The following is a 21,644-nucleotide window of genomic DNA, read 5'->3' as shown; positions in this document are numbered from 1 at the left end:
AAGACACGCCCCCGAACGGAGCTTCCAAAGTGATTGACGCACATGTCGCCCTTATGATGTTGGGCATCTTTATTATACTGGTATTTCTGGGTTTCCCGGTTGCCTTTACCCTGATGGCGCTGGGGATCGGATTTGGCTACTACGCCTATTTTGATGCCGGTCGTATGTGGCGGGCCTTTAACCGGCTTGCCGAAGACAGCGATACCCTTACCTCTGCGCTGACCTGGTTTGAGGGGGCGTTCAATAACCGAATTTTCGATCTGTTTATCAACCAGACATACACGGTGATGTCCAACGAGGTGCTGACCGCAGTACCGCTGTTCCTGTTCATGGGCTATATCGTTGAGCGCGCCAATATCGTCAACCGGTTGTTCTCGACCCTGAATATCGCGGCCCGCAATATCCCCGGATCACTCGGTGTTGCAGCCCTGATCACCTGTGCATTGTTTGCAACGGCCACCGGTATTGTCGGTGCGGTTGTGACCCTGATGGGGATGCTGGCACTGCCTGCGATGCTCAAGGCACGCTATGACAAAAGCTTTGCTGCGGGCATTATCTGTGCCGGTGGTACGCTTGGCATTCTGATCCCGCCTTCGATCATGCTGATTGTTTATGCCGCCGCATCGGGTGTGTCGATCGTGCGCCTTTATGCCGGTGCGCTGTTGCCGGGTCTGACCCTTGTCGGTTTGTATCTGCTGTATGTGATGGGCCGTGCAATGTTGCAGCCCAAAGCCGCACCGCGTCCGACCAGCGATGAAATTCCGGAAGTTCCGTTGCCGCAGGTTCTGTGGATGCTGGCGACATCGTTCTTCCCGCTGGCGTTTCTTATTCTGGCGGTTCTGGGCTCGATCCTGTTTGGTCTGGCAACCCCGACCGAAGCAGCATCGATCGGTGCACTTGGCGGGATGATCCTTGCTGCGGCTTATCGTGCGCTGACCTTTGATCGCCTGCGTGAGTCGGTTTATCTGACGGTGCGGACATCGGCGATGGTGTGCTGGCTGTTTGTCGGCTCCTACACTTTCTCGTCTGTGTTCTCCTATCTTGGCGGCGAACATGTGATTGCGGAATTTGTCGGTGGACTGGACCTGACCCCGCTTCAGTTCCTGCTGCTGGCACAGCTGATCATCTTCCTGCTTGGCTGGCCGCTGGAATGGTCGGAGATCATCATCATCTTCGTGCCGATCTTCCTGCCGCTGCTGCCGCTGTTTGATATCGATCCGCTGTTCTTTGGTATTCTTGTTGCCCTGAACCTTCAGACCTCCTTCCTGACCCCGCCAATGGCGATGTCGGCCTATTATCTGAAGGGGGTTGCGCCAAGCGGCATCCTGTTGACCGATATCTTCAAGGGCATCATGCCGTTCCTGTTCATGGTTATTGTCAGCATGGTTCTGATGTACGCGTTCCCGCAGATCGTGTTCCATCTGCCTGACCTGTTCTATGGCGCACGGTAACGGGGGCATTCAGATGACTGAAATCAACCCGTTACTGACACTTGATGTTATTGAACTGCGCGACCGCCTTGCCAGCGGGGCGGTCCGTGCAGTCGAATATGTCGAGGCCTGTCTTGCCCGCATCGCCGAGGTCGAACCCCAGGTTCAGGCCTGGGCGTGGCTGGATGGGGATCATGCCCTTGCCCAGGCGCGAGCACTTGATATTCGGCGGCAATCCGGTGCACCGATCGGACCGTTGCACGGGCTTCCGGTCGGTCTCAAGGATGTGATTGATACGGCCAAAATCCCGACGTCAAACGGCACGGTTCTTGATGAGGGACGCGTGCCCGAAGAAGATGCCGTGCTGGTTTCGCGCCTTAAGGCTGCCGGTGCGATCATTATGGGCAAGACGGTTTCGACCGAACTTGCCTTTATGCATCCGTCAAAAACCCGCAACCCCCATAACCCGGAACATACCCCGGGCGGGTCATCTGCCGGGTCGGCCGCCGCAGTTGCCGCGGCCATGGTGCCACTTGCCGTGGGAACCCAAACCGGGGGATCGGTGATCCGTCCGGCATCGTTTTGCGGTGTCGTCGGGTTCAAGCCGACCTTCGGGGCCATTGCCCGGACCGGCGTTCTAAGCCAAAGCCCGACCCTTGATACGATCGGAGTGTTTTCCAATTCGGTCAATGGTGCGGCGCTGGTGGCCGAAAGCCTGTTTGGATATGATCCAAAGGATCCTGCAACGACGCCAAGTCCGGCACCAAGATTGCTTGAAATCGCAAAAAGCGATCCGCTGGTGACCCCGATGTTTGCGTTTGTTCGTCCGCCGCAATTTGAAGAAGTTGCAGACGAAGAAACTGTCATGGCATTTCAGGAAATCACCGGGATGCTGGGGGATCAATGTTTCGAGGCCCCGCTGCCAAAGGCGTTTGATGATGCCAATGCGTTGCGCGCACGCATCAACTTTGCCGAAATGGCCAAGGATTACTACGATTATGAAAAGCGCGGTCGCGCACAATTGTCCCCCGAAATCCTTGAGGCGATCGACAAGGGCAATGACATCAAGGCGCGCGATTATCTTGCGGCACTTGACTGGCGCACGGTGCTTAATGCCGGGCTTGAGGAAGTCTTTAACCGGTGTGACGTGATCATCACGCCGGCGGCAACAGGACCGGCACCGAAAAATCTTCAGACAACCGGCAATCCGATCTTTAACGGTCTCTGGACGTTTTGTGGCACCCCGGCGGTTACCATTCCGCTGTTATGGTCACAGAACGGCATGCCGATGGGCATTCAGCTTGTTGGCCGGGTTGGCGATGATGCGCGTTTGATGCGCACGGCAAACTGGTTGAAAAAATTCCTCAAAAATCAGGAGGACGCGTAATGCAAAGCGGTCTTTTAAATCGGGTCATGGCGCTGTTGGCGTTTGTCATTCTGGTCGGGTTCGTCGGCATTCTGGTGGCCTATGTGCCGCGCTGGGATCTTGCCATCATGGTTTCGATCTGTATCGGGCTTGCCGGTTGGGACATCTGGCGTGTTGCCATGGGCCATTCCGAAGACAAACACTGATTTGTTCAGGGGAATACCAATACCCTGAAGATCACAGATAGATGTGAGCAAACTGACGAGGCAGGGAGATATTCCTGCCTCTCTTTTTGTCGATAGGGCTTTGTGGTTGGAGCTTTTTGGTTGGGGTGGGCGGGACGCTATCCCCGCCAGGCGATCAGGGCGGCACCACTTCCGATCATGGCGACACCCAGCCAACTGACCATGGTCAGTTTTTCACCCAGGAAGATCGCGCCAAACACCGCAACCAGCACGACGCTGAGCTTGTCAATCGGGGCCACCTTGGCGGCTTCGCCGATTTTAAGAGCGCGGAAATAACACAGCCAGGATGCACCGGTTGCCAGTCCCGACAGGATCAGGAAATACCAGGTTTTCGCCGATATGGTGGCCGGATTTTCCCAGGCCCCCTTGGTCAGCATGATCACCCAAACCATGATCAAAATGATGATGGTACGAACAAAGGTTGCGAAATCGGAATTGATATTGGCGACCCCGACCTTGGCGAAGATTGCTGTTAATGCGGCAAAACAGGCCGCAAGCCCGGCCCAGAGTTGCCAGCTGTCGATTACTTCTTTCATCGGTTTATCCTGCCAAATGCGTGTATGCGGGCAATCCGGTTGGGGATTGCCCGCGATATCATAATCCCTGACTGTTAAGACGTTTCAAACGCCCATAACCAGGAATATTCACGCACTTATCGCCGTTCGGGGGGCTCGACCAGATTTTCGACCGGGATGATGGCGGTGGTTTTGACCTTTTTGGTCACGATATAGGTGAAATACCGGTCAATCCCGATATCGGACACCAGCAACCGGTCGATCAGACGTTGATAGGCATCAACATCATGACAAAGCACCTTGAGCATGTAATCAACCCCGCCACCAAGCGCATAGCATTCGATGATTTCGGGGATGTCCTGCACGGCCTTTTCGAAAATTTCGAAATCGGCATGCTGATGATGACGCAGGGTGACTTCGGTCATCACCAGTGTCGGTTTGACCAGCTTTTCAAGGTTGAGATGGGCGTGATACCCCGAAATAACGCCAAGGTCTTCAAGGCGTTTCAAACGTTCCCAGCACGGGCTGGGCGAAAGGTTCACCGCCTCGGCCAGTTTGACTTTGGTGATGCGCCCTTCGCGTTGCAGGGTTTTAAGGATTTTCAGATCCAGCTCATCCAGCCTGATCATGTCAGAGTACCTTTGCAATCACTGCCAGGCAGTCGCCAGTCTTAATAAGTCCCGGGAAATGGCGACATGACAGAATGCCGTCACGGGCCGCGTGATATTCGCGCGGGGGCGTGCCGGTGCGTTCAACATCATAAATGCGTGCGATCAGATCGCCCTTTTTGACCATTGCACCCAGATCGACACAGGGTTCGAAAAGCCCGGTGGCCTCGGATGCGACAAAACAACTGTCATCGGGCATATCGAGCATGGTGGTCCCCGACGGGGCCGGTTCAATGTCACCGGTGATGATCCCGGCATGGATCAGAAGATTGCGCACCCCGCGATCGGCAATCGCCACCCGTTCGGCCGTGGTCGAACCACCCCCACCGAGTTCGGTGGTGACAAAGGTTTTACCGGCTTCCTCGACCACAGTGTCAAACATGCCAACCGCATCAAGTTCAAGCATCATCATGGCATAGGGGGCGCCAAATGCCTTCATCGCGGCAACGCACCGGGCTTCCTGTTCCTTGTCTGGCAGGACGTGGGCGGCTGCAAACGGAATGAAATCAAGTGTCTTGCCACCGGAATGGATATCGAGAACGATATCGGCCATCGGCACCAGATGGCGGAAAACGTAGTCGGCGATCTTTTGGGTCACGGTTCCGTCGGGTTTGCCCGGGAAACTGCGATTGAGGTTGCCGGCATCAATGGGCGACGTGCGCGATGCATTGCGAAAGGCCGGATAATTCATGGCCGGCAGGATAATGACGCGACCGGTAATGTCGGATGGTTGAAGCGATCCTGCCAGTTTGAACAGCGAAACCAGCCCTTCATATTCGTCACCATGGTTGCCGCCGGTCAAAAGGGCGGTCGGGCCATCGCCGTTCTGGATAACGGTAATCGGAATCATCACAGCGCCCCAGGCGGAATCATCGCGCGAATAGGGCAGTTTTAAAAAGCCGTGATGCACGCCATCCTGATCAAGGGGGATCGTCGGGCTGATGGGGGATGGTTTTGTCATGGTCGTGTCCTTGGTCTTGCGACCGTCTTGTAAGGGCTTTGATATCGGGCAACCGGGCCCCGCATCGTATGTCGATGGCGCGGCCCGGTGCGGCTTTTGGCTTAGTTCTTTACAAACAGCTGACGCGGATAGCTGGTCAGTGTTTTGCTGCCGGTTTCCGTGATCATCATGCTTTCGGTGATCTCGATCCCCCAGTCATCAAACCAGAGACCCGGCATGAAGTGGAATGTCATGCCCGGTTCAAGGACCGTGCGATCGCCGGGGCGCAGGCTCATGGTGCGTTCGCCCCAGTCCGGCGGATAGGACAGCCCGATCGGATAGCCACAGCGGCTGTCTTTTTCGATGCCGAATTTCTGAAGCACACCAAAGAAGGCAAGGGCGATGTCTTCGCAAACATTGCCCGGCTTGGCGGCTTCGAGCCCGGCCTGAAGGCCTTCGATCAGTGCACTTTCGGCATCAAGGAACCGTTGATCCGGATCGCCAAGGAAGATCGTGCGTGACAAGGGCGCGTGATAGCGTTTGTAGCAGCCCGCGATCTCGAAAAAGGTTCCGGCATCGCCGGGGATGGGTTTTTCATCCCAGGTCAGATGCGGCGCACTGGCATCCTGCCCGGATGGCAGCAACGGCACGATCGCCGGATAATCGCCGCCAATACCGTCAATCCCGGCAATCCCGGTACGGAAGATTTCGGCAACCAGTTCGTTCTTGCGCATGCCCGGTTCGACAATTTCGAAAATGCGTTCATGCATGTTTTCAACAATGCGGGCAGCCTGACGCATATAGAAAATTTCGGTCTCGGATTTTACCGCGCGCTGCCAGTTTACCAGTGCGGTGGCATCGGAAAACTTGGCGTTGGGCAGATGGGTCTGAAGTTGAAGGAACGCCTTGGCCGAGAAATAGTAGTTATCCATTTCCACGCCGATACGGCGACTTGCCCAGCCGCGATGTTCGATGACCTCCGACAGATAATCCATCGGGTGATGGGTCGTCGATTGCACGTAGTAATCGGCATAGGGGATGATGCGATCATGGGTCATATAGACCGTGCGCTTTGCCCCGTTGGCATCCTGGGATCGCCCGAACCAGATCGGATCATCTTCGATCGGGACAAGCACACATTGATGGACATAAAAGGACCAGCCGTCATAGCCGGTCAGCCAGGCCATGTTTGACGGATCGGTGACGATCAAAAGATCGATGCCCCTTTCCACCATGGCGTTTTTGGTTTTCTCCAGACGCTCGGCATATTCCTCGCGCGTGAAATTCAATTCAACCTGGCTCATCGCAGGCCTCCAAAAAAGGCGGGTTTCAGTTTTTCCTGACCCATTGTCCTTGTGTTATTAAGACGAAATCTCGACGCCAGCAGCGACCAAGTCGCAGCGTTGACGGGCGAGGGTGGCGATTGCGGTGTCCTGGACACCGGTTCCGGTCAGGTCACAGACCGTAATCTGCGCGGCAGATGTCCTGCCGGGTGCCGATTTGGCGATGATCTGACCGAGTTCGGGGAATGCGGCATCAGGGGCAACAATCCCGGCAGCCAAGGCGTGGTGAAGTTCGCCAAGGATGCTGGTCTGTGCCTGACTGTCGCAGACATAAAGATCCGCCCTGCCGATCAGGGCCGGATCAACTTCGTTTTTATGTTCGGCATCCGATCCCATGGCCGTGACATGGGTGCCCGGTGCAACCCAGTCGGCCATCAAGACCGGTTCACGGGCCGGGGTTGTGGTGACGATGATATCGGCGTTCGATGCGGCCTCCTTGCCATCATCGGTGGCCGATACCGGGATGCCCAGTTCAAGCGATGCCTTTTTGGCACATGCTTCGGCCTTGGCGATGTCACGGGCCCAAATGGTGGCAGAGGTGATATCACGCACCAGTGTCAGCGCCTTGAGTTGCAGGCGGGCCTGCACACCGGCCCCAAAGATGGCGGCATGTTTGGCATCCTTGCGCGCAAGATGGTTCGCGGCAACGCCCCCCGCTGCTGCTGTTCGCACATCGGTCAGATAGCCGTTATCAAGCAGGACGGCCTCAAGCATGCCGGTTTCTGATGAAAACAGGTTCATCATGCCATTAACCGACGGCAGGCCCAGTTTGGGATTGTCAAAGAAGCCCGGGCTGATCTTGATGGCAAAGCTGTCAAGGCCCGGCACATAGGCGGTTTTGACATCGACCTCGCCATTATGATCTTCGATATCAAGGCGCAGGATCGGTGGCATGCGCACATCCTTGGTCGCCAGTGCGTCAAAGGCATCTTCAACGCATTTGATCGCATCACGATCAAGATCGATGACGTTGCGAAGATCGCTTTCGGTCAGAATTCTGATTTTGGGCATATCGGTTACTCCGCCATCAGGTCGACGTCTTCGCCGCCGGCAATGCGTTTGTGCAATTCCATATCGATGTTGCAGCCCGTGGTCAGGACAACCGTCCGTCCGGGGTTATCCACCAGACCGGCGCGCAGGGCGGCGATGCCAACGGCGCCTGATCCTTCGATCACCTGTTGATCATCGTGATAGGCCGCACGAATGCCGTCTGCGATCTGGGTTTCGTTGACCAGAACAAAATCATCGGTCAGATCGGCGCACATATCGAATGTGTACTGGTTGTTTTCGCCAATGCCGCCGCCAAGACTGTCGGCTAGTGTCGGCAATTCCCGAACAGCGGTTGGTTTGCCTTCCTGAAGGCTTGTGATCATTGCGCAGCCGCGTTCCATCGAAATGCCAACCACCCGGATGGCCGGATTGATCGATTTCGCCACCAGCGCAACCCCGGCCAGAAGCCCGCCGCCAGACAACGGCACCAGAAGGGTATCGACATCCGGAAGGGCTTCGATGACTTCAAGTCCAAGTGTGCCCTGCCCGGCAATGATATCGGCATGGTCAAAGGGCGGCAGCATGGTCATGCCGTCTTCCTTGACCAGACGGTCGACTTCAAGCTGGGCTTCATCCTGCGACTGTCCGGTTATACGGACTTCGGCCCCTTGGGCGCGAATGCCGTCGACCTTGTTCTTTGGCACCAGTTCGGACATGCAGATGACCGATCGCACCCCGGCATTGCGCGCGGCATAGGCAAGGGCGCGACCGTAATTGCCGGTCGAAACGCCAACGACGCCTTTGGCCTTCTGATCGTCGTTGAGGCGCAAGACAGCGTTGGCAGCACCGCGCAGCTTGAAGCTTCCGGTATATTGTTGGTGTTCGCATTTCAGCCAGACGGGGTTCCCGACACGCTCGGACAGGGCGGTAGAGGGGCGCAATGGCGTATGGATCACATGACCCGCAATGGTTTTGCGGGCAGAAAGAACATCAGCAAATGTGATGGGGTCTTTCATGGCGACCTCGACTTATTCTTCGGGTTGTGGGGCATGGTCAAACAGGGTTCCGAACCCCGTGACCGGTTTGTCATAACCAAGCAGATGCAGCGCATGCCAGATCAGGGCCTGATTGCTGGTGATCACCGGTTTGCCGAGTTTCTTTTCAGCCTCGGCGGCGATTTCGGCCGATCGAATGGCCGTGCAGGAAATGAAAACTGCATCGGCATCGGGTGTGTCGGCCTTAAGGGCTGCTTCAAGCAGAATGCCCGGGGGCAGAGCGGTCATGTCCTGATCGCTATCAAGGCCAAACCCCATCAGACGGGAGGCCTCGAAACCCTGTGCGGCAAAGCCGTCGGCGACCGAACGGGTAACGTCGGCAACATAGGGGGTCAGGATGGCAATTTTTTGCGCCTTTACCGCGCGCAGGGCCAATTCACCGGCAAGAAGCGGGTTGGTGACCTTTACACCGGGCATCCCCTGATGGATCAGGGATGCGATCCGTTCCGAACCGGTGACAGCCGTGCCCGACGTACAGCCAAATATCGCAACATCCACCCCGTATCCCGGCAGCAAGGTGCGGGCCGCGCGTGGCAGGTCATCGGCCATCGCACGCAGGTTTTCGACCGTGACCGGATTGGCATTTTCAATCCGGGTGGTGAACAGACGAATATCGGCAGGCAGGATGCCGCGCAGGTCATCCTCGCTGTTGAAGTCAGTCGCCAGTGTGATCAGCCCGATCTTGCCCGCCGGTCCGACCGGATCAGGAAAATAGGGCAGGTCTACCGGCTCTGGCGTGACCGCTGGGGATACGGACATCGTCCTGAACTCCATGGATGGGGCGGTCTTTATGTTTTGATCGGGACCGCCCCGGGTTTCACATGCTGTCGAATTTGTTTCCGGGACAGTGCCCGGTTTCTGCCAGACTGGTGTCGGTTAACGGAACGCCAGTTCAGGCAGGAACAACGCGATCTGCGGAACGAAAATCAGAATCACCGCTGCCAGCAGCAGCATGAAAATGAACGGTGGCGTCCCGCGAATGACCTCGGCATAGGGTCGCCTGAAGATCGCGATGGCCGTAAAGATATCGCACCCGAATGGTGGTGTGGCCGATCCGATCGCGACCTGAAGCGTGACCAGTGTGCCGACCAGAACCGGATCAAGACCGGCCTGATTGACCAGCGGCATGAAGATCGGTGTCAGAACCAGAATGACGACAATCGGGTCGACAAACATGCAACCGATAAAGAACGCGATGCAGATCGCGGCCAGAATGATGTAGGGGTTGGCACCTTCAAGACCCAGCGCACCAATGACATGCTGCGGGATCTGGGCAAAGGAAATGACAAACGAGAATGTCGTTCCAGCGCCAACCAGAATAAACACAACCGCGGTAATCAGGCCGGTGGAGCGCGCAATTTCAAGCAATTCGGACCATTTGACCGATTTGAAGATCAGAACTTCAAGAATGATTGCATATACCACGGCAACGGCTGCGACCTCGGTCGGGCTGACCCAACCCAGATAGATGCCCCCGACAATCAGAACCGGGAACATGATCGCCGGACCGGCATTGATCACGGCCCGTCCGCGTTCCGCCCAGGTCATGCGCGGGATGGTCGGGATATTGTTCTTTTTGGCGTAATACATGCAGTAAAGCGAGAACATGATCAGGATCAGAATGCCCGGACCAATCCCCGCGAGGAACAGCTCGCCAATCGAAACCTTGCCAACCACACCAAACACGATCATGCCGATTGATGGCGGGATCAAAAAGGCAATGTCACTGGCATTGATGATCAGGGCCATGGCGAATTTGTCTTCGTAGCCGGCCTTGAGCATCTTGGGACGCAACGGTCCCCCCATGGCAACCACGGTTGCCTGGGTCGAGCCCGATACCGCGCCAAACAGCGTACAGCCAAGGGCGGTGGTCACGGCAAGACCGCCACGCACATGGCCGACAAATGTCATGGCAAGGTCAATCAGCCGGTTGGCTGTATGGCCCTTTGTCACGATATCGGCGGCAAAGATAAACATCGGCACCGCGATCAGGGCCACGGGCGAAATGCCGGTGACCATTTGCTGAATCAGGATGCGTTCCGGGATCGGCATGTAAAAGGCAAATGCCACAACACTGGCGGTTGCCAGCGGTACCATCATCGGGAAGCCAAGTACCAGCAGGACCAGCATCACCAGAAGGATTGAGGTTCCAAGATCCATTTTTCCGTCCTCCTTACAGGTGATGATCTTCGGCTTCGAACGTGTCTTCGACCCGATAGGACAGATGGGTCCCCGGTTTGAAGATGTTCGTTGCAGCGGCAAACAGGAACTGGATGCCGGTAACGGTCAGACCGAACGGAACCCAGAGGACGGTGAAGTAATACGGTATGCGCAAGGCCGGGGTCAGGCGGTTCGACTTGATCAGGGACATCACATAATCGACGGAATACCAGGCCAGAAGAAACAGAAGGCAGGCGGTCCCGGTGGTAATGATGATCATCATGATCTTGCTGGTCGTCGGGCCGAGCATGTCGGTAAAGGCGGACATGCGAATATGGCGCCCCATGCGGGCGGCCTCGCTGATGCCGACGAATGTGACAAGAATGATCAGAAACTGATTGAGTTCTTCGGAAAAGAAGATGCTCGAACTGAAGACAAGGCGCATGATCACGTTGGCGACGGTATTGACCGCCATGATCACGATGCTCCACCCCAGAAGCTGACGCTCGATCACGGATAACCCGTCATCAAGACGTTTCAGAATGCCCAACACCCCACCACTCGGGGCGGGGGTCTCCCCGTTTGAACCTGACATACGACCTCCTTGATGCGCGTGCGAGACATTGTTGCAGAACGTGATGTGCGGTGAATGGTTCCCTCCCACACAGTATTGCCGTCCGCTTCGCGCCGGTCTGGTCAGAATAAAAACGCTTTGTGACGGTTCAATCAGATTTTTGTCATGGCACAAAAATCAATACATAACGTCGAAGGCATGAACGCCGGGCATCTGTTCCATTGTATGGCGGATTTGCATCAGCCCGTGATGCAATGTCGGGGTGTCGGGGGCTCCGCCAAGGCAGATGCGAATGGCATTGGGGCGGGGGACCTTTACGGTCATGAAGGGGTCGGAAATCGTAACCGCAATGCCGTTTTTACGCAGTTCGGAGGCAAACCATTCTTCCTGCCAATGGGCGGGAATACGAACCCAGGCACTTAGCGATGTCGGGTGATGGCGCACGACCGCACTGCCCAGAATATCGGCGACAAGGGCCTGGCGTTCGCGCATCAGGGCGCGTTGCACGGTGACGGCCTGTTCGACCGTACCATCGACAATCCAGCGTGCGCCGATCTCTGCCATCATCGGGGTCCCCATCCAGCCGGTGACGCGCAACACGCTGCTGGCGCGAATCGACAAGTGCTGGGGAACGGTCAGGAAACCGGTGCGCAGGCCCGGCATGACGATCTTGGTCAGGCTTGAAACATGGAAGCCGAGCTTGGGCAAAAAGCTTGTGATCGGGGGCAGGTTTTGTTCAAGAAGCGGGCGATAGACGTCATCTTCAATGACATACACACCGTAATGTTCGGCGATTTCAGCGATCTTCTTGCGCCGTTCCAGCCCCATCAGGCAGTTGGTCGGGTTGGTGAAAATCGGGGTGACGACAAGGGCGCGGATCTGCCGGTTGCGGCATTCGCGTTCAAAGGCATCGGGCAGGATGCCTTCGTCATCGGTGGGCAGGGCGCCGAGTTTAAAACGCAGGATACTTGCCGTTCCGATGACCCCATGGTCGGTCAGACTTTCGGTCAGGACCACGTCGTCGGGCTGAACAACGGTGGCAAGGGCAGTGAAAACCCCCTGTGCCGCGCCATTGGTGATCAAAAGATTGGGGATGGCAACATCAACACCATGTCCGGCAAGCCAGGTGCGGCCGATGTCACGGTGATATTCAAAGCCGGCGACCGGACGGCAGCTTTCCATCCAGCTGTGATGCGGTTCTTCGGACAGGCGGGTATTGATCTGACGCGACAGATCATTGTGAAAATCGGTATAGGCGGCGCGCACGATCGACAGGTCGATCAGGTCGGGTTGCCGACTGTCGAGGATAAAGGTCGATGCCCGGTCGGTCAGGCGCGCCTGGACAAAGGTGCCGCGTCGGCGTTCGGATCTGAGATAGCCCTGACGTTCGACTTCCTTATAGGCCGCACTGACGGTTTGCACGCTGACTTTCAGGCGATAGGCCAGTTCGCGATGGGTTGGCATGCGAACGTCGTGGCGCAATCTGCCCGACTCGATATCGGTGATGATTGCTTCGACCAGTGCCTTGTATTTCGGACCTGTTTCGCCGCTGAGATTGATGTCTGGCAGCCACATTGTTCGATTTCCACCCTCGTTGTTTTGTCGAACCCTAACATGAGCTGCGGGTTAATGTGTAGACGTCAATGTTATTTTGTCATGAAACAAAACTAGCATTGACCTGATGCAGGAACATTTCAACACTTTGCGCGTTCATGACATTGATGTGCCAACCAAACGCCCCTGAATCCGGGTCAAAACTCGGTCGTTGCGCGTAACAATAAGGGAGACTTCGATATGAGTTTGAACAAACTCTTCAAGGCAACCCTGTCTGCTGCCGCCCTGTTCGCAGTAGCCGGGACCGCCGTCCATGCCGAAGAATGGAAATTCGCCCACGAGGAAAGCCCGGGTGATGTTCAGGATCTTTATGCCAAGGAATTCAAACGCCTTGTTGAAGAAAAGACCAATGGCGATGTGACGGTTACCATTTACACCTATGGTCAGCTCGGCACGGAAAACGACATTACCGAATTGACGGCGGCAGGTGCCGTTCAGTTCTCGAACGCGTCACCGGGTCACCTTGGTACCTTTGTTCCGGAAATCCAGGTATTTGGTGTTCCGTATCTGTTGTCGCAGGACAACGATGTGAACAAAAAGGTCCTGTCGAGCAGCCCGACCATTTATGAAGGTCTTTCGAAGGATTTCGAGTCCAAGGGACTTAAGCTTTATACCATGTACCCGGAAGGCGAAATGGTCTGGACCACCAAGAAAGAAGTCAAGAAACCGGCTGATTTCGACGGTGTGAAATTCCGCGTCATGACTTCGCCGATCCTGATCGAGACCTATAAATCGTTCGGTTCCGATCCGGTCGCACTGCCGTGGGGTGAAGTTTATTCGGGCCTTCAGACCAGCGTGATCGACGCACAGGTCAACCCGATCTTCTTCATCGAAAGTGCCAAGTTCTATGAAGTTACCGACTATCTGATTTATGCCGGTCAGCAGCAATACACCACCACGGTGGTCTCGAATGCGGACTTCTATGCAGGTCTGTCTGACGAGCGCAAGGCAATGCTGGCAGAGGTGAAATCCGAACTCGACGACTTCATCTATGAAGCCCAGAAAAAAGCCAACGACGCAGCACTTGATCGCATCAAGAAAGCCAAGCCGGACATCCAGGTGATCCGTCTTGACGATGCACAGCGCGCAGCGTTCAAAGACGCTTCCAAAGGCATTGGCGCAAGCCTGGTCGAGGAAGTCGGTGGTGACACCAAAGAAGTTCTGGACTCACTTCGCAAGGAATTCGGCACCGAGATGTAATAACGTCTCGCCGTCTTCAACGGTGATCTGACAAAACCCCGCAGCACTTTGCTGCGGGGTTTTTGTATTTTGAGATTTAATACCAAAAGTTGTATTTTTTGATGGTTGATATCTTGGCGTGCATTTCAAACCTGTGCCGCAAATGACGTATGCATCGCGGATGCCCGGTCTGTTTTCGATGCGCGGGTGTTTGATCGATGGCCGGATCGATGGCTTGACGGGCGGGGCGGACGTTATTGCAAACCTCACAATAACGGGGGTCAGGCGTCTAATACGTGCCCATTCCGATAACCGGTCTGTGGTGTTGAAACTGACGTGAAAGGAACTGGCCGTGAATATGTTCAACCTGCTTCAATGTGCCCGTGATGCTATTTTTCCGGTGCTGATGTTTGCGTTGATGGCGCTTGGAACATTTGTGACCTCGCCCAAGGCAGAGGTCCTCAACCCCAATGGTGTGCCTGTGTCGCCGCCTGAATGGGCGGAAAAGTCGCCTGATTCTGCGGCGGTGACTGTGCGTGATGCGCTTAGCAATTCCGCAAACAGCACTGTCGTTTCAGGGGTGACCAACAGCAATGCTGCGCCTTATGTGAACCTGTCGGGTTCTGACGGTGCCGGTTCGATCTGGTGGCCCGCGGAAAATGGCGGCAATGCCGAAATCAAACTTCAAATCATCAATGCATCCGGCAGTGTGACCGGCAGTTGCACTGTATCGTCAAAAAAAGGGGCGTCTGGCAAGTTTGAAACGGTTTGTCAGTAATCCGGATCCCCGGATCAGCGGTGCCGTGACCATCAATGACAAAAATTAAAACAGGGGCCGGTCATGGGCCCGGCCCCTGTTCGTGCACCGCGTTGGGAAGAAGGTTGGACGCGGCGGGGATTATGTTCCGCCGGCTTATTTACCCGCGGCGACTTCGTCGGCAACGGCATCGACCGCCTGTTTGGCGATATCGACAACCTTGTCGATTTCCGCCTTGGTGATGCAAAGCGGCGGGGCAAAGCCAAGGATGTCACCGTGCGGCATCGCGCGTGCAATCATGCCGCGTTCAAGACAGGCGGCTGACACACGCGGGCCGATCTTTGCGTTCGGATCGAAGCGTTCCTTTTTGGTTTTGTCGGCAACAAATTCCAGGGCCGCCATCAGACCAACACCGCGGGCTTCGCCCACCAGCGGATGATCCTTGAAGGTTTCACGCAGCAGATGCTGGAAATAGCCACCGGTCTCGGCCGCATTGCCCGTCAGGTTTTCACCATCGACAATATCAAGGTTGGCATTGGCAGCAGCCGCACATACCGGATGGGCGGAATAGGTCCAGCCATGGCCGATCGGGCCCATCTGATCCGAACCCTGTTCCAGGACCTTCCAGACGCGTTCACCGATAATCACACCCGAAAGCGGCAGATAGCCCGATGACACACCTTTGGCAATCGTGATCAGGTCGGGTTTCATGCTGTAATGCTGGGACCCGAAATAGGACCCGGTACGACCAAACGCGGTGACAACCTCGTCGGCAACCAGCAGAACGTCATATTTGTTCAGAACCGCCTGAATGGCATCCCAGTAGCCTTCGGGCGGGGTGATGATGCCGCCCGTACCCATGACCGGTTCGCCAATGAAGGCGGCCACGGTTTCCGGACCTTCGCGCAGGATCATTTTTTCAAGATCATCGGCGCAACGTTTGGCGAATTCGGCCTCGGTCTCGCCGGCCTCGGCGTTCCAGTAATGGTGCGGGCAGGTGGTGTGCAGAACAGGTGCCCGTGGAAGGTCAAACGCATTGTGGAAGGCCGCAAGGCCGGTCAGGCTACCGGTCATGATCCCGGAACCATGATAGCCGCGCCAGCGCGAGATGATCTTTTTCTTCTGCGGAAGGCCGCGGATATTGTTGTAGTACCAGATCAGCTTGATATTGGTTTCGTTCGCATCCGACCCTGACATGCCGTAATAGACGCGCTGCATGCCTTCGGGTGCGCTTTTGACAATGCGGTCCGACAGACGAATGATCGGCTCGTTACTGTGCCCGACATAGGTGTGATAATAGGCCAGTTCCTTGGCCTGGGCATAGATCGCATCGGCGACCTCGGTGCGGCCATAACCGATATTCACGCAATAAAGACCGGCAAAGGCATCAAGGGTTTCTTTGCCTTCGGTGTCATGGATATAGATGCCCTTGCCGCCATTGATGATGCGGTTCGGGGTTTCCCCGGCGGCGTGCTGGCGCATATGGGTGGATGGATGCATGAAATGCGCCCGATCCATTTCCTGCAAGTCGGCGGTGGTGTTTTTGATGACATTCATTTTGCTTCTCCCATGTGAATGCGGTGGTCGTTCTGGCGCATCAGGCCTTGTAGGCGGCGCAGACATATTTGAGTTCGGTGAATTCTTCGAGACCGTGACGCGATCCCTCGCGACCCAGTCCTGACTGCTTGACCCCGCCAAACGGAATGGGGGCGCCGGTGATCTTGACGCAGTTAAGCGCGACCATGCCGTATTCCAGGGCGTTGGAAACCCGTGCTGCACGGTCATGATCATTGGTCAGCAGATAGGCAGCCAGACCATATTCGCTGTCATTGGCCTGTTGGACGACATCATCTTCGTGGTCAAAGGCCATGACCGGTGCGACCGGGCCAAATGTTTCTTCGCGATAGATTTGCATATCGCTTGTGACATCGGCCAGAAGTGTCGGGGTATAGAACAAGCCACCCATCTTTTTGCCGCCGGTCAGAACGCGCGCACCTTTGGCGCGGGCATCCGCCACATGCTGTTCGCATTTGGTAATGGCGCGATCATGCATCAAAGGTCCGATCTCGACATGTTCCTCGATGCCGTTTCCAACCCGAAGGGCAGCAATCGCCTTGGCATATTTGTCGAGGAACGCATCATAAATGCCGCGCTGGACAAAGATGCGGTTGGCTGCAAGGCAATCCTGTCCGCTGGTGGCGAATTTGGCATTGATTGCATGTGCAACTGCCTCGTCGACATCAACATCATCAAACACGATGAACGGGGCATGGCCGCCAAGTTCCATCGACATTTTCTTGATGGTCTGTGCCCCTTGTGACAGCAACAAACGTCCAACTTCGGTCGAACCGGTAAAGGACAATGCCCGCACCAGCGGATTGCCGCACAGCTCACCCACCACCGGGTTGGGGTCACCGGTAACGATATTGAACACGCCCGCCGGGATCCCGGCCCGTTCGGCCAGTTCGGCAAGGGCGGTGGCGGAAAACGGCGTTTCGGTTGCCGGGCGGACGATCATGGTGCAACCGGCTGCCAATGCAGCAGCGGCCTTGCGCGTGATCATTGCGCACGGGAAGTTCCATGGTGTGACGGCTGCGGTAACACCGATCGGTTCGCGTTTGACGCTCATATTGCGGCCGGGAAGGTGGGACGTGATGTTTTCAACATTCACGCGTTTGGCTTCTTCGGCGTAAAATTCGACAAAGCTTGCCGCGTAATCGATTTCGCCACGCGCTTCGTTGATCGGCTTGCCCTGTTCAAGGGTCATCAGCAAAGCCAGATCTTCCTTGTTCTCGATCAGAAGATCATGCCAGCGGCGCAGTGCAGATGCTCGTTCCTGGGGCAGCAACCCGGCCCATGCCGGAAAGGCCGCGCGGGCCGCGGCAATGGCCTTGCGGGTTTCGAAGATTCCCATATTCGGGACTGTGCCGATAAAACTTCCATCGAACGGGTTGGTGACTTCGATAACCTGAAGATTATCGGCCGAGCACCAGCGTCCATCGATATAGGCGTGTTCGCGCAGCAGCCGCAAATCGGCAAGCTGGCTTAACGACACACAACGCTGTTCTTTTGACTGTGCCGTCATTTTGACCTCCTTGAGAACCAGCCGACACTTCCGGTCGAGCCTGTTTGTTGAACTGCAAGGAAGCTATCAGCAGTTTCTCAGAGGAGGTTTCCGAACTCGGACCCAAATGATGCGTTTTTTTTGGTCGGCGATGGTCAAATCCGGATGTTTTTTCTGCGCGGGCGCAAAACGCCCGGTTTTCAGTCGTCAGGCGATGTCAGGTATTTCTGCATTTCGCGTTTCTGGCGGCGCTTTTCGATCACGGTACGGATGATAATCACCAAAAAGAACAGAACAACCACACTGGTCGACATCGGAAAGGCAAAGGGAATGCCAAGGATGAAAACCAGCGCCCCGACGATGCTGCCGCCCAGAAGGGCCATAAACCCGCCAAGCATGACAATGGCCATCACCGCAGCAAGCAATATGGAAGCAACTTTGTTCATGGTCGGCTATTTCAGCAATTCAGGGCACATTTAGTCGCTTGTCCGGCTGCTGAGTTGTTTGGTGGTTTGATCCAGTCTGTCTGCAAGGACACGGATCAGCTGTACCGCGACGGCCTGGTCCTGTCGGACAAGGCCAAGGAATTCCGTTTTGTCGAGTTTGAGAACCGTCATGTCCTCGACAGCACGGATGGTTGCCGAACGCGGTGCATCGACCAGAAGGGCGATTTCGCCGATGACTTCCTTGGGATGGACATCGCGCAGTTTCAGGGTTTGTTGTTCCTCGGTGGTCAGCCAGATTTCACCGCGACCGGAAATCACGATAAAGGCGGCATCGCCCGGGTCGCCCTGTTTGACAAGGACCTCGCCATGTTTGAAGGTCAGGCGCGGACTGGTAAAGGCCAGCAGCTTGACGACACTGGGATCAAGACCGGCAAACAGCGGAATGGTGCGCAGCAGCCGGACTTCCTGTTCGATATTGCCATCGGCAAGAATGGCGGCATCGTCTTCGGTTTCGGTGGTGTCGCTGCTTTCATCGTCGGTATGGCTGCGGCGTTTGACCAGTTTGCCGTTCGACATATGCAGCAATGTATCGAACTTGTCATTGTCCTGATCATCGCCATCAACCCAGACCAGACTGGTATTGTCGTTTTCCCCGGTCAGATAATTGATGACGCTTTCACGGGTTTCACGGTCAAGTGCCGACAACCCTTCGTCGACAACCAGAAGATCGGGATTTTTGATCAGGGCGCGGACAAGGGCGATTTTCTGACGCAGGTTCTGTGACATGCGACTGCCGCCGACACCGACCTGACTTTCAAGACCGAGTGCAACCAGTCCTTCATACAGGCGGCCTTCATGGGCGATTTCGAACAGGACTTCGCCAACGCGTTCTTCTGAGTGCGCTCGGCCATAGGCAAAGCGACCAAACAGAAGGTTGTCAATGATCGGGGCAGCCGGGGCGTAACCGTCTGCTTCGAAGAAGTCGATATGTTGTGACAGTTCTTCTGGCAGGTTGGCCCGAATTTTCGGGCGCGCCTTGAGAATCAGGTCACGGAAATCATCATCAATCACCCGCAAACGATGGCGGGCCGGGGTCAGTTGCATGGCAACGTCAAGCAGACGAAGCTGGTCTTCTTCGCGCATGTCATCGACAGCAACGCCGTCTGTGCGTTTCAGGATGTTTTTGACATCGGCAATCTCATCGGCCGAGACAAAGCTGTAACGATCGAAAAATTCATGCCCGGGCGGCAAGCCGGTAAACAGTTCGATCATCAGATCAAGTGTTTCACGACCCATCTTGACCATTTTGTCATAGAGGCCGTTTTCCCGCAGGCTTTCCTGAATGTAAGGATGAGACAGGAATTCATAACGCTTGAAATCGGTACGCGATGGCGACCCGAACATCAGGTTCACGCCGACCGGGGCGTTATCATTATATTTTTCGATGTCATAGGGTTCGACAAGATCGGACAATTGCCGTTCTTCAAGGATCGCCTTCAGGCGCGGGCGAACATCAAGAATGGCCTCGACAAGGTCAGGGCGTTCTTCGGCATTGATCCGGCGCGACAGGCCGATCCGGTAGATGTCCCGATCCAGGCCCACAACTTCGAGCAGGCGCAAAAGTTCGCTGCGCAATTCATCAAGCGACTGATAGCCCGGCCCGATATAATCAATCCATTCGGCAGACGGATCATAGGGGATGTTGCCCGACATCCTGATCTCGTCATACATCTCGCGGGTCAACTTCCAGGGCAGATCGGCCGGATCTGACAGTTCGATGGTCTCGACGAATTTCGGAAGCGGATATTTGGGATCGTCTGTTTGGCGCTTCGCGTCCTGTTTGGTACGGGCGAGCGCGTTTTTAACGTCGGATTTTTCAGGGTCCGTATTATCGTTTTCCGCATCCTGATCAATGATGACCGGGCGGTGCTTCAATCCGTAAAACAGGTTATCGGCGATGCTGCCATTAAACAGATACGCATCCGCCCCGACATAGGCCAGACGCTGGCCGATGACCGCGGGTGGCAATGCGGTTGCATCAAGATCATTGAACTGGATGCGTCCGCTGGTCGGATCAAGAATGCGCGCCAAAAGACGGGCAAGCTGGGACTTGCCGCTGTCGGAGGATCCGGTCAGAAGGGCATTGCCCGGAAGCGCCATGTTAAAGGAAACATTTTCAACAACGCGGGTGCCGTCTTCGTCGATCCAGGACAGCGCACTGACATCAAGCGGGCCGGAAAGCGAAGGCGACAAAGGCGCACTAAGCTGATGTTCGGGCGCAAGATCCGGCAGTTCGAACTGTTCATGCAGCTGTTCATATTTGATGTGGGCATCCGCCAGACGCTGGTAATAGGCCAGCAATTCTTTCCACGGTGCTGACATGTCCTTATAGGCGGCAAGGGCCGCAACCAGCGCCCCGAAGCTGAGGTCACCGGTGATAACCAGATAACCGCCAATCGAATAGAAAAAGAACGGCGTGATCTGGGCAATGAAGTTGTTGAGAAACTTGATAAAGAATTTGCGGTAATAGATTTCCTTGCGGATTTCAAAAATCCGGCCCAGACGCTGGGTGAAATGGGTAAGTTCAAACCCCTGGGTTTCATGGGCGCGAATATCGGTCGCACCGCCAACGGTTTCGCCGATATGCTCGGACATGCGCCGCACGTTTTGCACGCGCTGTTTGCCAAGCAGGTTCACCCGGCGTTGCAATTTGGGGATCAGATATCCCTGCAACGGATAAAAGGCGACCGCCGCAAGACCCATCAGCGGATCCTGGATAAAGATAAAGGCCGAAATCGTGATCAGGATACCGCCCTGATAAAGCGGAAGGGCAAACGCCTCGCCAAAGAAGCCGCCGAGCGGTTCGGCCTCGGCGGTGATCATTGAAACGATTTCACCCTGACTGGTTTTGCGAAAATGCGGTAGGGGAAAACGCAGGACACGATCAAACAGCTCATAGCGCATCCGTCTGAGCATGCGTTCTGCCATCACGCCCTGATAGACGTTGATGAAATATTTGAACCCGCCATTCACAAATACAAGCGACAGGAAAATTGCCGACAGCGCAAACAGATATTCAATCTGGTTCAGCGGCACGCCAAGAATATCATAGGGCGCGCCGGCACCACCGATGGCTTCGTTGACGATTTGCTTTGGCAGGTCGAGCGAATAATACAGGAAGGGGAATGAAAGCAGCGTCACCACGGTCAGGATGATCTGCTGAAGGCGACTATGGCGCCAGATATAGGCAAAGACCGATTTGGGCATTCGCACGTCCCGTCTGTTGCATTGGAACTTT

Annotated in this window: 19 protein-coding genes; 5 read left to right on the top strand and 14 right to left on the bottom strand. The window is 55.7% G+C overall.

Features of this window, described 5'->3' with window-relative positions:
• Positions 1 to 29 precede the first annotated feature (29 nt).
• The 3 genes from SIB88_RS18880 to SIB88_RS18870 are packed head-to-tail and all read left to right on the top strand — an operon-like array spanning position 30 to position 3,002.
• Positions 30 to 1,451, top strand: a complete 1,422-nt coding sequence (locus SIB88_RS18880; RefSeq protein WP_114113022.1) for a TRAP transporter large permease — start codon at positions 30 to 32, stop codon at positions 1,449 to 1,451.
• A gap of 13 nt (positions 1,452 to 1,464) precedes the next feature.
• On the top strand, positions 1,465 to 2,817 hold the full coding sequence (locus SIB88_RS18875; protein ID WP_101247337.1) for an amidase: 1,353 nt from the start codon (positions 1,465 to 1,467) through the stop codon (positions 2,815 to 2,817).
• Positions 2,817 to 3,002 (top strand): hypothetical protein, encoded by a 186-nt coding sequence (locus SIB88_RS18870; RefSeq protein WP_068516941.1) that lies wholly within the window; start codon positions 2,817 to 2,819, stop codon positions 3,000 to 3,002. The genes SIB88_RS18875 and SIB88_RS18870 overlap by 1 nt, the downstream gene beginning before the upstream one ends.
• A 137-nt stretch (positions 3,003 to 3,139) precedes the next feature.
• On the opposite strand, the gene SIB88_RS18865 is transcribed toward SIB88_RS18870, so the two are convergent.
• From SIB88_RS18865 to SIB88_RS18820, 10 genes are all read right to left on the bottom strand, one after another.
• The gene (locus SIB88_RS18865) at positions 3,140 to 3,577 is read right to left on the bottom strand and encodes an EamA family transporter (RefSeq protein WP_068516940.1); all 438 of its coding nucleotides are present in this window, start codon (positions 3,575 to 3,577) and stop codon (positions 3,140 to 3,142) included.
• Between the two features lie 116 nt (positions 3,578 to 3,693).
• Complete coding sequence (locus SIB88_RS18860) at positions 3,694 to 4,185, bottom strand: Lrp/AsnC family transcriptional regulator (RefSeq protein ID WP_068516939.1); 492 nt, start codon at positions 4,183 to 4,185, stop codon at positions 3,694 to 3,696.
• 1 nt (position 4,186) lies between these two features.
• Positions 4,187 to 5,185, bottom strand: coding sequence for a N(2)-acetyl-L-2,4-diaminobutanoate deacetylase DoeB (doeB, locus tag SIB88_RS18855; RefSeq protein ID WP_412558791.1), 999 nt, complete (start codon positions 5,183 to 5,185; stop codon positions 4,187 to 4,189).
• Positions 5,186 to 5,286: 101 nt separating this feature from the next.
• The gene (doeA, locus tag SIB88_RS18850; RefSeq protein ID WP_068516937.1) at positions 5,287 to 6,468 is read right to left on the bottom strand and encodes an ectoine hydrolase DoeA; all 1,182 of its coding nucleotides are present in this window, start codon (positions 6,466 to 6,468) and stop codon (positions 5,287 to 5,289) included.
• A 57-nt stretch (positions 6,469 to 6,525) separates the two neighbouring features.
• Positions 6,526 to 7,518, bottom strand: a complete 993-nt coding sequence (locus tag SIB88_RS18845) for a cyclodeaminase (RefSeq protein WP_412558790.1) — start codon at positions 7,516 to 7,518, stop codon at positions 6,526 to 6,528.
• Positions 7,519 to 7,523: 5 nt separating this feature from the next.
• Positions 7,524 to 8,513: a hydroxyectoine utilization dehydratase EutB gene (gene eutB, locus SIB88_RS18840; protein ID WP_412558789.1), complete on the bottom strand. Its 990-nt coding sequence runs from the start codon at positions 8,511 to 8,513 to the stop codon at positions 7,524 to 7,526.
• A gap of 12 nt (positions 8,514 to 8,525) precedes the next feature.
• Complete coding sequence (locus SIB88_RS18835; RefSeq protein WP_412558788.1) at positions 8,526 to 9,311, bottom strand: Asp/Glu racemase; 786 nt, start codon at positions 9,309 to 9,311, stop codon at positions 8,526 to 8,528.
• A 117-nt stretch (positions 9,312 to 9,428) separates the two neighbouring features.
• A complete protein-coding gene (locus tag SIB88_RS18830; RefSeq protein WP_068516934.1) occupies positions 9,429 to 10,712 on the bottom strand; it encodes a TRAP transporter large permease in 1,284 nt (427 codons plus the stop codon).
• Between the two features lie 13 nt (positions 10,713 to 10,725).
• The gene (locus tag SIB88_RS18825) at positions 10,726 to 11,307 is read right to left on the bottom strand and encodes a TRAP transporter small permease (RefSeq protein ID WP_228194436.1); all 582 of its coding nucleotides are present in this window, start codon (positions 11,305 to 11,307) and stop codon (positions 10,726 to 10,728) included.
• 156 nt (positions 11,308 to 11,463) lie between these two features.
• The gene (locus SIB88_RS18820) at positions 11,464 to 12,861 is read right to left on the bottom strand and encodes a PLP-dependent aminotransferase family protein (RefSeq protein WP_068516932.1); all 1,398 of its coding nucleotides are present in this window, start codon (positions 12,859 to 12,861) and stop codon (positions 11,464 to 11,466) included.
• A 219-nt stretch (positions 12,862 to 13,080) separates the two neighbouring features.
• Between SIB88_RS18820 and dctP the strand changes: the two genes are divergently transcribed.
• Both dctP and SIB88_RS18810 read left to right on the top strand, forming a co-directional pair.
• Positions 13,081 to 14,100, top strand: coding sequence for a TRAP transporter substrate-binding protein DctP (dctP, locus tag SIB88_RS18815; protein ID WP_068516931.1), 1,020 nt, complete (start codon positions 13,081 to 13,083; stop codon positions 14,098 to 14,100).
• Between the two features lie 331 nt (positions 14,101 to 14,431).
• Positions 14,432 to 14,857, top strand: a complete 426-nt coding sequence (locus tag SIB88_RS18810; protein ID WP_412558787.1) for a hypothetical protein — start codon at positions 14,432 to 14,434, stop codon at positions 14,855 to 14,857.
• Positions 14,858 to 14,992: 135 nt separating this feature from the next.
• Here SIB88_RS18810 and SIB88_RS18805 read toward each other — a convergent pair whose 3' ends face one another.
• The 4 genes from SIB88_RS18805 to SIB88_RS18790 form a co-directional block, all read right to left on the bottom strand.
• Entirely contained in the window at positions 14,993 to 16,393 is a 1,401-nt protein-coding gene (locus SIB88_RS18805; RefSeq protein WP_412558786.1) for an aspartate aminotransferase family protein, read from the bottom strand.
• 40 nt (positions 16,394 to 16,433) lie between these two features.
• On the bottom strand, positions 16,434 to 17,921 hold the full coding sequence (locus SIB88_RS18800) for an NAD-dependent succinate-semialdehyde dehydrogenase (protein ID WP_412558785.1): 1,488 nt from the start codon (positions 17,919 to 17,921) through the stop codon (positions 16,434 to 16,436).
• Positions 17,922 to 18,100: 179 nt separating this feature from the next.
• Positions 18,101 to 18,346, bottom strand: coding sequence for a hypothetical protein (locus SIB88_RS18795; RefSeq protein WP_101247088.1), 246 nt, complete (start codon positions 18,344 to 18,346; stop codon positions 18,101 to 18,103).
• Between the two features lie 30 nt (positions 18,347 to 18,376).
• Complete coding sequence (locus SIB88_RS18790; RefSeq protein ID WP_412558784.1) at positions 18,377 to 21,613, bottom strand: ABC transporter transmembrane domain-containing protein; 3,237 nt, start codon at positions 21,611 to 21,613, stop codon at positions 18,377 to 18,379.
• Between the last annotated feature and the right edge of the window lie 31 nt (positions 21,614 to 21,644).

This window comes from Thalassospira sp. MIT121401 (assembly GCF_047125595.1).
GTDB classification, from domain to species: domain Bacteria; phylum Pseudomonadota; class Alphaproteobacteria; order Rhodospirillales; family Thalassospiraceae; genus Thalassospira; species Thalassospira povalilytica.
This window is presented reverse-complemented; position numbering and strand designations above follow the sequence as displayed.

Excerpts from the sequence above, each read along its gene's own strand:
- SIB88_RS18875 (WP_101247337.1), top strand. The coding sequence starts at position 1,465 with ATGACTGAAATCAACCCGTTACTGACACTTGATGTTATTGAACTGCGC.
- SIB88_RS18870 (WP_068516941.1), top strand. The coding sequence starts at position 2,817 with ATGCAAAGCGGTCTTTTAAATCGGGTCATGGCGCTGTTGGCGTTTGTC.
- SIB88_RS18865 (WP_068516940.1), bottom strand. The coding sequence starts at position 3,577 with ATGAAAGAAGTAATCGACAGCTGGCAACTCTGGGCCGGGCTTGCGGCC.
- SIB88_RS18860 (WP_068516939.1), bottom strand. The coding sequence starts at position 4,185 with ATGATCAGGCTGGATGAGCTGGATCTGAAAATCCTTAAAACCCTGCAA.
- doeB (WP_412558791.1), bottom strand. The coding sequence starts at position 5,185 with ATGACAAAACCATCCCCCATCAGCCCGACGATCCCCCTTGATCAGGAT.
- doeA (WP_068516937.1), bottom strand. The coding sequence starts at position 6,468 with ATGAGCCAGGTTGAATTGAATTTCACGCGCGAGGAATATGCCGAGCGT.
- SIB88_RS18845 (WP_412558790.1), bottom strand. The coding sequence starts at position 7,518 with ATGCCCAAAATCAGAATTCTGACCGAAAGCGATCTTCGCAACGTCATC.
- eutB (WP_412558789.1), bottom strand. The coding sequence starts at position 8,513 with ATGAAAGACCCCATCACATTTGCTGATGTTCTTTCTGCCCGCAAAACC.
- SIB88_RS18835 (WP_412558788.1), bottom strand. The coding sequence starts at position 9,311 with ATGTCCGTATCCCCAGCGGTCACGCCAGAGCCGGTAGACCTGCCCTAT.
- SIB88_RS18830 (WP_068516934.1), bottom strand. The coding sequence starts at position 10,712 with ATGGATCTTGGAACCTCAATCCTTCTGGTGATGCTGGTCCTGCTGGTA.
- SIB88_RS18825 (WP_228194436.1), bottom strand. The coding sequence starts at position 11,307 with ATGTCAGGTTCAAACGGGGAGACCCCCGCCCCGAGTGGTGGGGTGTTG.
- SIB88_RS18820 (WP_068516932.1), bottom strand. The coding sequence starts at position 12,861 with ATGTGGCTGCCAGACATCAATCTCAGCGGCGAAACAGGTCCGAAATAC.
- dctP (WP_068516931.1), top strand. The coding sequence starts at position 13,081 with ATGAGTTTGAACAAACTCTTCAAGGCAACCCTGTCTGCTGCCGCCCTG.
- SIB88_RS18805 (WP_412558786.1), bottom strand. The coding sequence starts at position 16,393 with ATGAATGTCATCAAAAACACCACCGCCGACTTGCAGGAAATGGATCGG.
- SIB88_RS18800 (WP_412558785.1), bottom strand. The coding sequence starts at position 17,921 with ATGACGGCACAGTCAAAAGAACAGCGTTGTGTGTCGTTAAGCCAGCTT.
- SIB88_RS18795 (WP_101247088.1), bottom strand. The coding sequence starts at position 18,346 with ATGAACAAAGTTGCTTCCATATTGCTTGCTGCGGTGATGGCCATTGTC.
- SIB88_RS18790 (WP_412558784.1), bottom strand. The coding sequence starts at position 21,613 with ATGCCCAAATCGGTCTTTGCCTATATCTGGCGCCATAGTCGCCTTCAG.